This window comes from Streptomyces sp. NPDC015131 (assembly GCF_043079975.1).
Classification (GTDB): domain Bacteria; phylum Actinomycetota; class Actinomycetes; order Streptomycetales; family Streptomycetaceae; genus Streptomyces.
On the sequence record NZ_JBIBVB010000004.1, the window covers coordinates 253,021 to 266,320 of the forward strand.

General features: G+C 75.9%; 13 protein-coding genes. 8 read left to right on the forward strand and 5 right to left on the reverse strand.

Annotated elements, in window-relative coordinates; genetic code table 11:
- Positions 1 to 73: 73 nt before the first annotated feature.
- Positions 74 to 1,498, forward strand: coding sequence for an FAD-dependent oxidoreductase (locus tag ACF08D_RS17120; RefSeq protein WP_392223429.1), 1,425 nt, complete (start codon positions 74 to 76; stop codon positions 1,496 to 1,498).
- On the opposite strand, the gene ACF08D_RS17125 is transcribed toward ACF08D_RS17120, so the two are convergent.
- Positions 1,485 to 2,675 (reverse strand): zinc-dependent alcohol dehydrogenase, encoded by a 1,191-nt coding sequence (locus ACF08D_RS17125; protein WP_392223430.1) that lies wholly within the window; start codon positions 2,673 to 2,675, stop codon positions 1,485 to 1,487. The genes ACF08D_RS17120 and ACF08D_RS17125 overlap by 14 nt on opposite strands.
- Positions 2,676 to 2,878: 203 nt before the next feature.
- On the opposite strand from ACF08D_RS17125, the gene ACF08D_RS17130 reads away from it, so the two are divergent.
- Positions 2,879 to 3,613: a GntR family transcriptional regulator gene (locus ACF08D_RS17130; protein WP_392223431.1), complete on the forward strand. Its 735-nt coding sequence runs from the start codon at positions 2,879 to 2,881 to the stop codon at positions 3,611 to 3,613.
- Between the two features lie 9 nt (positions 3,614 to 3,622).
- On the opposite strand, the gene ACF08D_RS17135 is transcribed toward ACF08D_RS17130, so the two are convergent.
- Together ACF08D_RS17135 and ACF08D_RS17140 are read right to left on the reverse strand one after the other, a co-directional pair.
- On the reverse strand, positions 3,623 to 5,149 hold the full coding sequence (locus tag ACF08D_RS17135) for an amino acid permease (protein ID WP_392223432.1): 1,527 nt from the start codon (positions 5,147 to 5,149) through the stop codon (positions 3,623 to 3,625).
- 41 nt (positions 5,150 to 5,190) lie between these two features.
- On the reverse strand, positions 5,191 to 6,186 hold the full coding sequence (locus ACF08D_RS17140) for a hypothetical protein (protein ID WP_392223433.1): 996 nt from the start codon (positions 6,184 to 6,186) through the stop codon (positions 5,191 to 5,193).
- A 388-nt stretch (positions 6,187 to 6,574) separates the two neighbouring features.
- Between ACF08D_RS17140 and ACF08D_RS17145 the strand changes: the two genes are divergently transcribed.
- The 3 genes from ACF08D_RS17145 to ACF08D_RS17155 are packed head-to-tail and all read left to right on the forward strand — an operon-like array spanning position 6,575 to position 10,517.
- A complete protein-coding gene (locus ACF08D_RS17145) occupies positions 6,575 to 8,017 on the forward strand; it encodes an FGGY family carbohydrate kinase (protein WP_392223434.1) in 1,443 nt (480 codons plus the stop codon).
- Positions 8,014 to 9,387, forward strand: a complete 1,374-nt coding sequence (locus ACF08D_RS17150; protein ID WP_392223435.1) for an FAD-dependent oxidoreductase — start codon at positions 8,014 to 8,016, stop codon at positions 9,385 to 9,387. Before ACF08D_RS17145 ends, ACF08D_RS17150 begins: the two co-directional genes overlap by 4 nt.
- Complete coding sequence (locus tag ACF08D_RS17155; protein WP_392223436.1) at positions 9,384 to 10,517, forward strand: FAD-dependent oxidoreductase; 1,134 nt, start codon at positions 9,384 to 9,386, stop codon at positions 10,515 to 10,517. Before ACF08D_RS17150 ends, ACF08D_RS17155 begins: the two co-directional genes overlap by 4 nt.
- Here the strand turns inward: ACF08D_RS17155 and ACF08D_RS17160 are convergent.
- On the reverse strand, positions 10,504 to 11,265 hold the full coding sequence (locus ACF08D_RS17160) for a uracil-DNA glycosylase (protein ID WP_392224086.1): 762 nt from the start codon (positions 11,263 to 11,265) through the stop codon (positions 10,504 to 10,506). The two genes, ACF08D_RS17155 and ACF08D_RS17160, sit on opposite strands and share 14 nt — an antisense overlap.
- An 87-nt stretch (positions 11,266 to 11,352) precedes the next feature.
- Here ACF08D_RS17160 and ACF08D_RS17165 point away from each other — a divergent pair, with 87 nt between their 5' ends.
- Both ACF08D_RS17165 and ACF08D_RS17170 read left to right on the forward strand, forming a co-directional pair.
- Positions 11,353 to 11,832 (forward strand): NUDIX domain-containing protein, encoded by a 480-nt coding sequence (locus ACF08D_RS17165; protein ID WP_392223437.1) that lies wholly within the window; start codon positions 11,353 to 11,355, stop codon positions 11,830 to 11,832.
- A 64-nt stretch (positions 11,833 to 11,896) separates the two neighbouring features.
- Complete coding sequence (locus ACF08D_RS17170; RefSeq protein ID WP_392223438.1) at positions 11,897 to 12,136, forward strand: hypothetical protein; 240 nt, start codon at positions 11,897 to 11,899, stop codon at positions 12,134 to 12,136.
- Positions 12,137 to 12,188: 52 nt separating this feature from the next.
- Here ACF08D_RS17170 and ACF08D_RS17175 read toward each other — a convergent pair whose 3' ends face one another.
- On the reverse strand, positions 12,189 to 12,608 hold the full coding sequence (locus ACF08D_RS17175) for a cold shock domain-containing protein (RefSeq protein WP_392223439.1): 420 nt from the start codon (positions 12,606 to 12,608) through the stop codon (positions 12,189 to 12,191).
- A 189-nt stretch (positions 12,609 to 12,797) separates the two neighbouring features.
- On the opposite strand from ACF08D_RS17175, the gene ACF08D_RS17180 reads away from it, so the two are divergent.
- A complete protein-coding gene (locus ACF08D_RS17180; RefSeq protein WP_392223440.1) occupies positions 12,798 to 13,295 on the forward strand; it encodes a GNAT family N-acetyltransferase in 498 nt (165 codons plus the stop codon).
- Positions 13,296 to 13,300: the final 5 nt, after the last annotated feature.

The window sequence follows — 13,300 nt, forward strand, 5'->3', positions numbered from 1 at the left end:
TGGGCGAAGCGTCCCGGCAGCCCGGCCGGGCGGTCCACACTGGCAGGTCGTGGACCGACGCGAAGGGGCGGGTATGGCCGAGCGGTGGGGTACGAGGGACGGGGCGCGGCACGCCGTGGTCGTCGGCGGGAGCATCGCCGGGCTGCTGGCGGCGCGGGTGCTGGCGGAGCACGCGGACCGGGTGACCGTCGTCGAGCGGGACCGGTACCCCGAGGAGCCGGAGGCCCGGCCGGGTGTGCCGCAGGGCCACCATCTGCACGTCCTGGTGGAGGGCGGGCGGCTCGCCCTGGAGCGGCTGCTGCCGGGGGTGCTGGACGAGCTGCGGGAGCTGGGGGCGCCCCGGGTGGGCATGCCGGAGGACATCGTGTCGTGGCAGGCCGGCCGGTGGTTCCGGCGTACGCCCAGCACGTCGGAGCTGCTCACCGGCGCCCGTCCGGTGCTGGAGCACGTGGTGCGCCGCCGGGTGCTGGCCGACCCCCGGATCGTGACCGTGCAGGGCACCGAGGTCACCGGCCTCACCGGTGACGCCGCCCGGGTGCGGGGGGTGCTGCTGCGGGAGCGGGGCACCGGTGCGGACCCCCGCGAGCTGCGCGCGGACCTGGTGGTGGACGCGTCGGGGCGGGGGACGCAGGCGCCCCGGTGGCTCGCCGGGATCGGCGCGGAGGCGCCGCACGAGGAGAGCATCGACACCGGGCTGGCGTACGCGACCCGGGTCTACCGGGGCGCGTCCGGGGCGGACTCGGCGGTGGCGGACTGCCTGGGCTACTACGTGGTGCCCTGTCCGGGGCAGACCCGGGGCGGTGTGGTGATGCCGATCGAGGGCGGCCGGCACCTGGTGACCCTGTCGGGGCTGCGCGGGGACGAACCGCCCACGGACCCCGGGGCGTTCGAGGACTTCGCCAAGCAGCTGCCGCACCCGATCCTGCACGAGTGGATCAGCGGGGCGCGCGGGGAGTCGCCGGTGCGCAGCTTCCGGCGCACGGCCAATGTGCGACGGCGGTACGACCGTCCCGGACGCCGTCCGGCCGGTTTCCTGGCCGTGGGCGACGCGCTGTGCACGTTCAACCCGATCTACGGCCATGGGATGGCCGTCGCCGCGATGGGCGCGGTGGCGCTGCGCGACGCGCTGGCGGACCCGCGCCGGACGGCGACGACCCGGCGGGTGCAACGGGCGGTGTTCGGCGCCTCGCGGCAAGCGTGGGACATCTCCGCCGGGTCGGACCGGACCATGCCGGGCGCGGTGGGCACGGCGGTGGGGGCGCGGATCGCCGAGCTGCCGGTGTCCTGGTACCTGGACCGGGTGCAGGACCGCTACACCGGGAATCCGGTGGTGGGCAGGGCCTTCCGGTCGGTGCTGACCCTGGGGAGCCCGGTGGGGGTGCTGTTCACCCCGCGCCTGCTCCGGGAGGTGCTGCTCAGGCCGGTGCCGCCGACGCCGGCCGAGCCGCCCCGGTGGCTGGACGGGGGCGGCCCGGCGGACGGGTTCAGGGGCGCATGACGACCTTGACGGCGCCGTCCTCCTTCTGCTGGAACATCTTGTAGGCGTGCGGGGCGTCCGCCAGCGGGACATGGTGGGTGGCGAAGTCGTCCACGCCGAGCGGGTCCTCGTCGGTGAGGAGCGGGAGGATGTCGTCGACCCAGCGGCGCACGTTCGCCTGGCCCATGCGCAGCTGGAGCTGCTTGTCGAAGAGGGTGAGCATCGGCATGGGGTCGGCCGCCCCGCCGTAGACGCCGCTGAGCGAGAGGGTGCCGCCCCGGCGGACGAGTCCGATGGCCAGGTAGAGGGCGGCCAGCCGGTCGGCGCCCATCTTCTGGTGGAGCCGGGCGGCCCACGCCTTGGGCAGCAGCCCGGCGGCGTTCTGCTGGGTGCGGGCGACGGGGCTGCCGTGCGCCTCGGTGCCGACCGCGTCGATCACCGCGTCCGGGCCGCGGCCGGCGGTGCGGTCCTTCACGGCCTCGATCAGGTCGTCGTCCTTGTCGAAGGCGCTCAGGTCGAACACCTCCACGCCGCGCTCGCGGGCCCGCTGGAGGCGTTCGGGCACCAGGTCCACGCCGATGACCTGGGAGGCGCCCTGGTGGAGGGCGATGCGGCAGGCCATGTCGCCGATGGGGCCGAGCCCGAGGACGGCGACCGAGCCGCCCGGGGGGACGTCGGCGTACTGGACGGCCTGCCAGGCGGTGGGCAGGACGTCGGAGAGGAACAGGTAGCGGTCGTCCGCCGGGCCCTCGGGCACCTTGATGGGGCCGAACTGGGCCTGCGGGACGCGCAGGTACTCGGCCTGGCCGCCGGGGACGGCGCCGTACAGCCTGGTGTAGCCGAAGAGGGCGGCGCCCATGCCCTCCTCCGTGACCTGGGTGGTCTCGCACTGGGTGGGCAGCCCGGAGGTGCACATCCAGCAGTGGCCGCAGGCGATCTGGAACGGGACCACGACCCGGTCGCCCGGCTTCAGGCCGGGGACCTCGGGGCCCACCTCCTCGACGATGCCCATGGGTTCGTGGCCGAGGATGTCACCGGGGGTCATGAACGGGGTGAGGACCTCGTAGAGGTGCAGGTCCGACCCGCACAGGCCGCTGGAGGTGACCTTGATGATCGCGTCGGTCGGTTCCTCGATCTTCGGGTCGGGCACCGTCTCCACCCGGACGTCGCGCTTTCCCTGCCATGTCACGGCCCTCATGTGACTGTCCCTTCACCGTCTTCTGTGCCGTCTCCTGCGGGGCGCGACCCGGGTACCCGGGCGCCGGGGCGGTGAATCCGTTTCGGACAGAGTGCGGCGGAATGCCGGGGACCCCCTTCCCTAGAGGTATAGACCAATGATAGGGATTGCTCACCCAGACGGCACGCTCGACTACTGTGAGCGAAGGAAATTGAGGGTTGAACATGGCTGAGCCCCAGAGCCCCCGGGCACTTCCGCTCTACCTCAAGGTGGCCGCCGCCCTGCGCGACGACCTCACCCAGGGGCGTATCGCACCCGGCACCAGGCTGCCGTCCGAGCGCTCCCTGGTGCACCGCTTCCGGGTCAACCGTCACACCGTCCGCAACGCGCTCCAGCTGCTGCGCGACGAGCGGCTGGTGGTGACCGAGCGGCGCGGCACGTTCGCCGCGTCCGCCGGGCCGGAGACCGAGGGCCCCGCCCTCGCGCCGGGCCTGCTGCACTTCCCGTGCGGCACCGGGAGGCCGGACGCCCCCGCCGTCGTCCGGCTGGAGTGGGAGCCGGCGCCGAGCGGAGTGGCGGGGCAGCTGGGCCTGGTGCCCGGCGAGCCCTCGCTCGTCCACCGCCACCAGGTGCCCGGCGACGGGGTGGCCCCGGTGCAGGAGGCGGTGTCCCGGTTCTCCCGGTACGCGCTGGCGGAGGTGCCCGAGCTGGCCCGCCACCGCGGCGCCGGCGTCCGGCCCGCGCACCGGCCGGACCTGCGGCTGCTGTACCACTGGATGCACCGCGCCGGGCTGCGGCTGACGCGCCGGGAGTCGATCGGCGTCGGGCACGGCCCGGTGGCCACCACCTGCCTGACCGTGCACCGGGTCGTCAGCGACCAGCACGGCCACGTCCTGGAGGTGACGGACATCCGGTTCGCGCCCGACGCGGCCTCGTGGACCTACGAGTTCACCGGCTGAGCGTCCCGGTCAGACGATGCCCTCCGAGATCTCCGCCTGCTCGCGCGCGGTGCCGTACGGGGCGGGGGTGCCGTACGACCGGCGGGCGACGTACCACCAGGCGGTGGACAGGACGAGCACCACGGCGAGGGCGATCACCGCGTAGTTCATGGTGTCGACGGTGACCGGGGACTTCTGCGGCAGACAGAAGAGCACCGTCACCCCGGCCACCCAGACGACCGCGGTCCAGCCGACCGGCCGGCTCCAGCGGCCCAGCGACCACGGCCCGGGCCGGAACCGCTTGCCGGCCCGCAGCCGCAGGTAGATGGGGATCGCGTACGCCGGGGTGATGCCGATGACGTTGATGGCGGTGACCGCGCCGTACGCGGTGGCCGAGTAGAGCGACGGCACGGCCAGCAGCGCCGCGACGGCGACCGAGAGCCAGACCGCCGGGACCGGCGTCTGGGTGCGGGAGCTGACCTTCCGCCAGAGCGCCGAGCCGGGCAGCGCGTTGTCCCGGCTGAAGGCGAACACCATCCGGCTCGCGGCGGCCACCTCGGCGTTGCCGCAGAAGAGCTGGGCCACGATCACCACCAGCAGCAGGGCGGTGGCGCCACCGGAGCCGAGCGCGTCCAGCAGGATCTGCGCGGGCGGCACCCCGGTGGCGCTGTTCTGCGTCCCGGCGTAGTCCTGGATGGCGAAGGTCAGCCCGGCGAGCAGCGCGAACCCGGCGATCCAGGAGACCCAGATGGCCCGCACGATGCCCTTGGCCGCCGAGACGGAGGCGTTGGAGGTCTCCTCGGAGAGGTGGGCGGAGGCGTCGTAGCCGGAGAAGGTGTACTGGGCGAGCAGCAGGCCGATCGCCGCCACGTAGAAGGGGTTGGCCCAGCCGGTGTCGTTGACGAACTCGGTGAAGACGAACCCGGCGGACTGGTGGTGGTCGGGCACCAGCGCGAGCGCCCCGACGATCACCGCGACACCGGTCAGGTGCCACCACACGCTGATGGAGTTGAGCACGCTCACCAGCCGGACGCCGAACAGGTTCAGCACGGCGTGCAGCAGCAGGATGCACAGGAAGATGACGAAGGTGGAGCCGGGCGTGGGCTCGAAGCCGAACCGCAGGTTGAGGAACGCCCCGGTGAACAGGGCCGCGCCGTAGTCGATGCCGGCGATGGCGCCGAGCAGGCCGAGCAGGTTCAGCCAGCCGGTGTACCAGCCCCAGCGGCGCCCGCCGAGCCGGTCGGCCATGTAGTACAGCGCCCCCGACGTGGGGTACGCGCTGGTGACCTCGGCCAGCGCCAGGCCGACGCAGAGCACGAACAGACCCACCCCGGCCCAGCCCCACATCATCACGGCCGGGCCGCCCGTGCCCAGGCCGAAGCCGTACAGGGTCATGCAGCCGGACAGGACGGAGATGACCGAGAAGCTGATCGCGAAGTTGCCGAAGCCTCCCATGCGGCGGGCGAGGACGGGCTGGTAGCCCAGCTCCCTCAGCCGCTCCTCCTCGTCCGTGGGCCGGACCGGCTGGTCCTGGCCGGCCCATTGGGTGCGGGACATGGGTGTACCTCCGGGGGTGGATGGGTGGTGGGTCGGGGCGGTCAGCGGGGCGTGTGCAGACAGCGGGCGCGGGCGCGCAGGAACAGCTCCTCGGCCGGGCCGGGGTCGCCGGGGTCGCGGGTGCGGTACGCCCAGGGCTGCGGGGTGTAGTACGGGCCCAGCGCGGCGAACACCCGGGCGGCGGGCCCGAAGTGGAGGGCGCCCCACAGGGCGTGCGCCAGGTGGTTGAGGTCGAGGAGCGACTCCCCGGCCGGGTCGGTGTGGTCGAACCAGGCGCGCAGCGCGCGGTCGGCGTCCCGGGTGGCGTCCTCGGCGACCCAGTGCAGGTCCAGCGCCCGGTCCTGGCCGCCCTCGCGGCGGTAGCGCTCCACCCGGGCGTACAGCGGCAGGGCGTGCAGGGCGGAGCCGGGCGGCGCGGACGCGGCGGCCCACTGGACGAAGTTGACGGCCTCCGGCAGGGAGCCGCTTCCCGCATGGCGGGCGTACAGGAACTGGAGCATCCGGTGGTGGGCCTCGCGGTTGTGCGGGTCCCGTTTGCCGGCCTCGGCGAGCAGCCCCCAGGGGCCGGGCGGCAGCATCGGGCCGGGCGGCCGCACCCGGTGCTCCTCCATGCGCTGCTCGTCGTCCAGCACGGCGAGCGCCAGCAGGCAGACCCAGGGCACCGGGTCGGCCGGTGCCACCCGGGCGGCCTCGTGGCAGGCGTCCCAGGACTGCTCCCACAGCTCGGCGGTGCGCGGATGCGCCTCGCGGTGGGCGCGCAGGGTCCGCTCCACGACGACCCTGGCGTGCATCACGGCCGCCGCGATGCTGTGCGGCTCCTCGGCGCGCCACGCCTGGACGACGTCGGACCCGGCGGCGACCGCGGCCAGCACCTGGGTGCGGCGGGTCCACAGGGAGCGGTCGGCCACCCGGGCGGTGTCCGCGAGGAGCTGGGACATCGACAGCCAGCGCCCGGTGCGCAGGTCCTGGAGGACGCCGCGCAGGGCGGTGTCGTGGCCCGCCGGGTGGTACACCGGCCGGAAGCCCTGGCCGGGCATCACCCCGTCCCCGTCGACGGGCGGGCCGGTGTGGGTATGACGGTCATGGGTCCTTCGCTCGCACGCGTGGGGGCGGGGCCGGCAGCACGGGGAGAGGCGGAACCACCCCCCGACTACCGGCCGTTGATCGGCGATCACTATAGGCCGCGACGGACGATCCCGGTCCACTATTGCGCAGAATGCGCAACAACTCGAAAAGGAAGGCGTGTTGATGCCTCATCGGCGGCCATCGGCCACCGGCTCGGGCCCCGCTCCGGCGCGGGACCGGGCCTTGACGCCGGAGGCGGGCTCGACCAGGCTTCCCCCGACGATCTTCACGGCTCCCCCGGCGCCCGCGCGCCACCGAACACCACGGGGAAGAGCCGCGCCGACCAGGAGGAGTTGGGTGATGACCGGGCCCGTGCTGGCCGTCGACCAGGGCACGTCCGGCACCAAGGCCCTGGTGATCTGCCCCGAGCGCGGGGTGATCGGCTCCGGCACCGCTCCGGTGCGCACCCGGAATTTGCCCGGCGGCCGGGTGGAGGCCGACCCGAGGGAGCTGCTCGGCTCCGTCACCGACGCGGGCCGCCGCGCCCTGGCCGACGCCGGGGAGCCGGTCGTCGCGGTGGGCCTGGCCAACCAGGGCGAGACGGTCCTCGCCTGGGACCCGGCGACCGGGGAGCCGCTGACCGACGCGATCATCTGGCAGGACAAGCGCGCCGAAAGCGTCTGCGCCGGACTCGCCCCGCACGCCGAGGAGCTGCGGCGGGCCACCGGACTGCCCGTCGACCCGTACTTCGCCGCGCCCAAGATGGCCTGGATACGCCGCCACCTGACCCGCGAGGGCGTGGTGACGACCAGTGACTCCTGGCTGGTGCACCGGCTGACCGGCGGCGCCGCTTTCGTCACCGACGCGGCGACCGCGGGGCGCACCCAGCTCCTCGGCCTGGACGAGGCCGCCTGGTCGGCCCGGGCGCTGGAGCTGTACGGGCTGGCCGGGGAGCGGCTGCCGCGGGTGGTGGACGCGGCGGGCCCGGTGGCCGGCACCCGTGCCTTCGGCGCCGAGGTCCCGCTGACGGGCCTGCTGGTCGACCAGCAGGCCGCGCTGCTCGCGCAGGGCGCCCTCGAGCCGGGCGCCGCCAAGTGCACCTACGGCACCGGCGCGTTCCTGCTCGCCCAGACCGGCGGCCGGCCGCGGCGCGGCGACTCCGGGCTGGTCAGCTGTGTGGCGTGGCGGCTCGGGGGGCGCACCAGCTACTGCCTGGACGGGCAGGTCTACACGGCCGCCTCCGCCGTCCGGTGGCTCACCGGTCTGGGGGTGATCGCCGGGCCCGGCGACCTCGACCGGGTCGGGGCCACCGCGCCCGACACCGGCGGGGTCACCTTCGTCCCGTCGCTGGCGGGGCTCGCCGCGCCCTGGTGGCGGGGGGACGTGCGCGGGTCGGTCACCGGGCTGGGGCTGGACACCACCGCCGGGCACCTGGTGCGCGCGCTGTGCGAGGGGATCGCCGCCCAGGTGGTGGAGCTGGCGGGGGCGGCGGAACGCGACCTCGGGACCCCGCTCGGGGCGCTGCGGGTGGACGGCGGGCTCACCCGCTCGGCGCTGCTGATGCAGACCCAGGCGGACCTGCTCCAGCGGCCCGTGGAGGTGTCGGCGCTGCCGGACGCCACCGCGCTCGGCGTCGGCGCGCTGGCCAGGCTCGGGCTCGACCCGCGGCTCCCGCTGCCGGCCGTCGTCCCCGCGTGGCGGCCGTCCGCCGTGTACGAGCCGAGGGTGAGCGCCGGTGAGGCCGCCGGGCGGATGGGCGCCTTCCGTGCCGCGGTGGCCGCGCTGCTGGAGCGGACGCCATGACGCCCCTGCCGTCCGAACCGTACGACGTGGTGGTCGTCGGCGCCGGGGTGGTGGGAACGGCCGTCGCCCGCGAGCTGGCCCGCTTCCCGCTGCGGACCGCCCTGGTGGACGCCGCCGACGACGTCGGCGAGGGCACGTCGAAGGCCAACACGGCGATCCTGCACACCGGTTTCGACGCCGTCCCCGGGTCCCTGGAGTCCCGGCTCGTCCGGGAGGGCCACCGGCGCCTGGTGGCGTACGCGGCCGAGGTGGGCATCCCGGTGGAGCCGCTGGGCGCCCTGCTCGTCGCCTGGGACGAGGAACAGCTCGCCGCCCTGCCCGGCCTGGCGCGGAAGGCCGCCGCGAACGGCTGCCCGGACACCCGGATCATCGGCGCCGGCGAGCTGTACGCCCGCGAACCGCACCTGGGCGCGGGGGCGCTCGGCGCGCTGGACGTGCCCGGCGAGAGCATCGTCTGCCCGTGGACGACGACCCTCGCGTACGCCACCCAGGCCGTGCTGGCCGGGGTCGACCTGCACCTGGGCTGCCGGGTGCGGGACGTCAGACCGGGCCACGAGCTGGTGACGGACCGGGGCGTGCTGCGCGCCCGGTACCTGGTCAACGCCGCCGGGCTGCACGCGGACGACCTCGACCGGCGGCTCGGGCACCACGACTTCACGGTGACGCCCCGGCGGGGCCAGCTGATCGTGTTCGACGCGTTCGCCCGCGGCCTGGTGCGGCACATCCTGCTGCCCGTCCCGACCGCGCTCGGCAAGGGCGTGCTGGTCTCCCCCACCGTGCACGGCAAGGTGCTGCTGGGCCCCACCGCCGAGGACCTCGACGACCGGACGGCGACCGGCTCCACCGCGGAGGGCCTCGCCCTGCTGCGGGAGCGGGGCCGGCGCGTCCTGCCCGCGCTGCTGGACGAGGAGGTCACCGCGGTCTACGCCGGGCTGCGGGCGGCGACCGAGGAGGACGACTACCGCATCACCGCCCACCCCGGGGAGCGGTACGTCACCGTCGGCGGGATCCGCTCGACCGGGTTGACCGCCTCCCTGGCGATCGCCGCGCACGTGGTGGGGCTGCTGGCGCGGGAGGGGCTGCGCACCGGCACCGCGCGGCGGCTCCCGGCACTGCGGATGCCCAACGTGGGCGAGGCGTTCCCCCGCCCGTACGCGGACGCCGCCCTGATCGCCGCCGACCCGGCGTACGGGGAGATCGTGTGCTTCTGCGAGCGGGTCACCCGCGGCGAGGTGCGCGACGCGTGCGCCTCCGTCGTCCCGCCCGTCTCGCCCGCCGGGCTGCGGCGGCGCACCCGGGCGGGCGCGGGCCGCTGCCAGGGGTACTACTGCGGCGCGGCGCTGCGGGCGCTGCTGGAGGAGGACCGGTGACCGGTACGCGCGCGGTGGACGTCCTGGTCGTGGGCGCGGGCCCGGCGGGGCTCGCGGCGGCGCGGCGGCTGGCCGCGCGGGGCGCGGGGACGGTCGAGGTGCTGGAGCGGGAGCGGGGCGCCGGGCGGGGGCGGGACGCCGCCGTGCGCGCCGGGGCGGTGCTGCGCACCGGCACCATGGCCACCGGCTGGTCCGGCCCGCTCACCCTCGACGTCACCGGCCCGGCCGGCCGGGAGCGGGTGACCGCCCGGGCGGTCGTGCTGGCGACGGGCGCCCGGGAACGGCCGCGCGGGGCCCGCCTGGTGCCGGGCACCCGGCCCGCCGGGGTGCTCACCACCGGCGAGCTGACCCGGACGGCCGGCCTCGGGCGGCCCGTCGGCACGCGCGCGGTGGTGGTGGGCGCCGAACCGGTCTCCTGGGAGGCGGTACGGACGCTGCGCCGCGCGGGCGTGGCGGTGGCCGCCGTGGTCACCGGGCAGTCCCCATCCCGCCCCCGGGCGCTCACCGGCCCGCTGCCGGTGCTGGGCGGGACGGCGGTGGCGGAGGTGCTGGGCCGGGGCCGGGTCTCGGGGGTGCGGCTGCGGCGCGAGGACGGGCGGACGGCGGTCGTCCGGTGCGACACGGTGGTGTTCACCGGCGACTGGGTCCCGGAGTACGAGGTGGCCCGGTCGGCCGGCGCGGAGCCCGCCCCGGGGACGCGGGGCCCGTCGGTGGACGGCTCCTTCCGCACCACCGTGCCGGGCGTCTTCGCGGTGGGCGGCCTGGTGCTGCCCGGTGCGCCTTCCTCCCGTACGGCCAGGGCGGGGCGGGCGGTGGCGCGGCCGGTGCTGGACTTCCTGGCGGACCCCACGCGCGCGTGGCCCCGGGGCGGCGCCCCGGTGGTGGCGGGGGCGCCGCTGCGGTGGGTGACGCCCCACCGGCTCGGGGCGCCGGGCGCCGGGGGCCGGTTCCTGGTGCGGGCGGACCGGCCGCTGGTGGCGCCCGTGCTGGTGGTGCGCCAGGACGGGGCGCTGCTGTACCGGCGGCGGTGGTGGCGGTGCGCCGGCCCGTACCGGCCGGTGGCGCTGCCGGGCGGCTGGGCCGCGCGGGCCGACCCGGCGGGCGGGCCGGTGGAGGTCACGGTGTGCTGAGCCCCGCCGCGTCCGCCGCCCGGCCGAGGACGTCGGTGAGCATGTCCGGGGTGAGCCGGCCCGTGAAGGTGTTGCGCTGGCTCACGTGGTAGCAGCCGAACAGCTCCAGGGCGGGTCCCCCGTCGGTGGCCGGCAGCGTCGCGCGGGCGCCGTGCCCGAAGGCGGGCCGGGGCCGGGGCACCGACCAGCCGCCCGCGGCCAGCGCGGGCAGGGCGGCCTGCCAGCCGAAGGCGCCGAGGACGACGACGGCCCGCACGGTGGGGCGCAGCAGCCGCAGTTCGCCGGCCAGCCAGGGCCGGCAGGTGTCGCGTTCGAGGGGCGTGGGCTTGTTGGCGGGCGGCGCGCAGTGGACGGGGGCGGTGACGCGGACCCCGTACAGCCGCAGGCCGTCGTGCGGCCCCGTGGCGTGCGGCTGGCTGGCCAGCCCGACCCGGTGCAGGGCGGCGAAGAGGACGTCCCCGGAGCGGTCGCCGGTGAACATCCGGCCGGTGCGGTTGCCCCCGTGGGCGGCCGGGGCGAGGCCGATGATCAGGAGCCGGGCGTCCTCGGGGCCGAAGCCGGGCACGGGACGGGCCCAGTAGTCCCAGCCGGCGTAGGCCGGGCGCCCCTCGCGGGCCACCCGTTCGCGCCAGGCGACCAGCCTCGGGCAGGCGCGGCAGTGGGTGACGCGTTCGTCGAGCGCGGGCACCCCGGTGGCGCCGGCCGCCTCCCGGACGGGGTAGTCGGGCTCGTCGGGTCGTTCTGGCAGGGCCACCTGGTACGTCGCTCCCTCGCTCGGCGGTGATCGCTCCGGACACCGACGCTAACGCGGCGGCGGGTGGGCAGACTTTCCGGCATGACGGTGAAGCGAAGCGCGGGTCTGCTGCTGTTCCGTACCTCCGGCGACGGTCCGGAGGTGCTCATCGCCCATATGGGCGGCCCGCTGTGGGCGTCCCGGGACACCGGGGCGTGGTCGGTGCCCAAGGGCGAGTACACGGACGACGAGACGCCCGAGGCCGCCGCGCGGCGAGAGTTCGTGGAGGAGCTGGGCCTGCCGGTGCCGGACGGGGAGCTGGTGCCGCTCGGCGAGATCCGGCAGGCGAACGGGAAGGTCGTCACGGCGTGGGCGCTGGAGGCGGACCTGGACCCGGCGGCGGTGCGGCCGGGGACGTTCACCATGGAGTGGCCGCGCGGCTCGGGCCGGACGCGGGAGTTCCCCGAGGTCGACCGGGTGGCGTGGATGTCCCCGGAGGAGGCGGCGCCCCGGCTGGTGGCGGGCCAGCGGGTCTTCCTGGAGCGGCTGGCGGAGCACCTGAACGGGGGCGCCGGGGGCTGATTGTCAGTGCCGTGCGCCAGAGTGGAGGTGTCGGGGGAGGCAACGGGTCGGCGGGGAGCGAGAGATGACGACCACTTTGACCGCACGGGAGCGGGCGGCGGCACAGGCGTACATACGGCTGATGGAGGCGGCGCGCTCGGTGCTGACCGATCCGGAGCTGGCGCCGCTGGCGGGGGTGTATCTGTCGGGGCCGATGGCGGAGGCGGACGAGGCGCTGCGCCGGGCGGGGCTGACGGGCAATGAGGCACGGCTGCTGCGGCTGGTGTCGGTGCTGCGCGCACCGGGCGGCCCCGGCCGCCCCTAGCGCGAGGTGGGGCGGGGCCGGGAGCGGCGGCGGGGCGGGGGGGCCGGGGGCGTCAGCCCTCGACCCAGCCGTGGGCGCGGGCGAGTTCGGCGACGCGGGTGCGGACGCGCTTGAGCTGGGCCGTGGTGAGGGTGGCGTCGGCCTCGATGAGGGCCTCCGTCAGCTCCGTGCGGAACTCGGCGCCGGTGAGCACGTCGAGCGTGTCGTCGTCGTGGTCGTGGTCGTCGCGGGGCGGTGGGGTGTCGTGGGCGGCCCGGCGCACCGGCTGGTGGACGAGCCGGATGCCGGACGCCTTGGGGCCCTTGTCGCCCATCTCCAGGTGGAACTCGACCTCACGGCCGGCCTGGTACAGGTATTTGTCGTCCATGAGGTCGTTCGCGTGCATGAAGACGTCCTCGCCCCCGTCGCTGGGGACGATGAAGCCGTACCCGCGGACCTCGTCGAACCGGAGGATCTTTCCCACCGACAGCACAGCCGTACCTCCACACCCACCACTGTTGTTCCGTCCGGGCGACACCCGTCCGGGGTGCCGCTCGGCTCAGCGGGGAATCTACCGCCGTTCGGCCGCGCCCCGCACCCCTCGGCCCGAGTCGCCGCCCGGCACGGCGGGTTGCATGGTGGGTGCGAGGCGGGGGTGGTACCGAGTCCGAAGGGGATCGACATGCCGATGATGCGCCGGGCGCGCGTGTCCGACCACCGCACCCTCGTGGAGTGCGCGCACCGGTGGGAGGCGCCGCGTCCGCCCGCCTGGGGGCGTGAGCCGTCCTTCCTGCTGCCGCGGCTGTTCCTGCAGTTCTTCGCCGGGACGAGCCTGGTCGCCGAGGACAGTACGGGGGTGAAGGCGTTCCTGGTCGGTTTCCACTCGGCCGACAACGAGGAGGACGCCTGCGTCCACTTCGTGGGCGTCGATCCCCGGCTGCGGGGCCGGGGGCTCGCCCGGGGGCTCTACACGGCGTTCTTCGAGCGGGCCGCGGAGGCGGGCCGGCGGGAGGTGCGGGCGGTGGCCCGGCCGGGGAACGCGGGGGCGATCGCCTTCCACCGAGCGCTGGGGTTCAGTGTGGTGGACGGCGACCACGAGGTCGGCGGGGTGCCGGTGCACCGGGACTACGACGGCCCGGGCCAGGACCGGGTCTGCTTCCGCAAGCGGCTCGTGACCTGACGCCC

What these genes read in the sequence shown, in the direction of transcription:
- ACF08D_RS17135 (WP_392223432.1), bottom strand. Translation starts at nt 5,149, where the DNA reads ATGTCCCGCACCCAATGGGCCGGCCAGGACCAGCCGGTCCGGCCCACG.
- ACF08D_RS17130 (WP_392223431.1), top strand. Translation starts at nt 2,879, where the DNA reads ATGGCTGAGCCCCAGAGCCCCCGGGCACTTCCGCTCTACCTCAAGGTG.
- ACF08D_RS17120 (WP_392223429.1), top strand. Translation starts at nt 74, where the DNA reads ATGGCCGAGCGGTGGGGTACGAGGGACGGGGCGCGGCACGCCGTGGTC.
- ACF08D_RS17150 (WP_392223435.1), top strand. Translation starts at nt 8,014, where the DNA reads ATGACGCCCCTGCCGTCCGAACCGTACGACGTGGTGGTCGTCGGCGCC.
- ACF08D_RS17165 (WP_392223437.1), top strand. Translation starts at nt 11,353, where the DNA reads ATGACGGTGAAGCGAAGCGCGGGTCTGCTGCTGTTCCGTACCTCCGGC.
- ACF08D_RS17170 (WP_392223438.1), top strand. Translation starts at nt 11,897, where the DNA reads ATGACGACCACTTTGACCGCACGGGAGCGGGCGGCGGCACAGGCGTAC.
- ACF08D_RS17125 (WP_392223430.1), bottom strand. Translation starts at nt 2,675, where the DNA reads ATGAGGGCCGTGACATGGCAGGGAAAGCGCGACGTCCGGGTGGAGACG.
- ACF08D_RS17140 (WP_392223433.1), bottom strand. Translation starts at nt 6,186, where the DNA reads ATGCCCGGCCAGGGCTTCCGGCCGGTGTACCACCCGGCGGGCCACGAC.
- ACF08D_RS17180 (WP_392223440.1), top strand. Translation starts at nt 12,798, where the DNA reads ATGCCGATGATGCGCCGGGCGCGCGTGTCCGACCACCGCACCCTCGTG.
- ACF08D_RS17145 (WP_392223434.1), top strand. Translation starts at nt 6,575, where the DNA reads ATGACCGGGCCCGTGCTGGCCGTCGACCAGGGCACGTCCGGCACCAAG.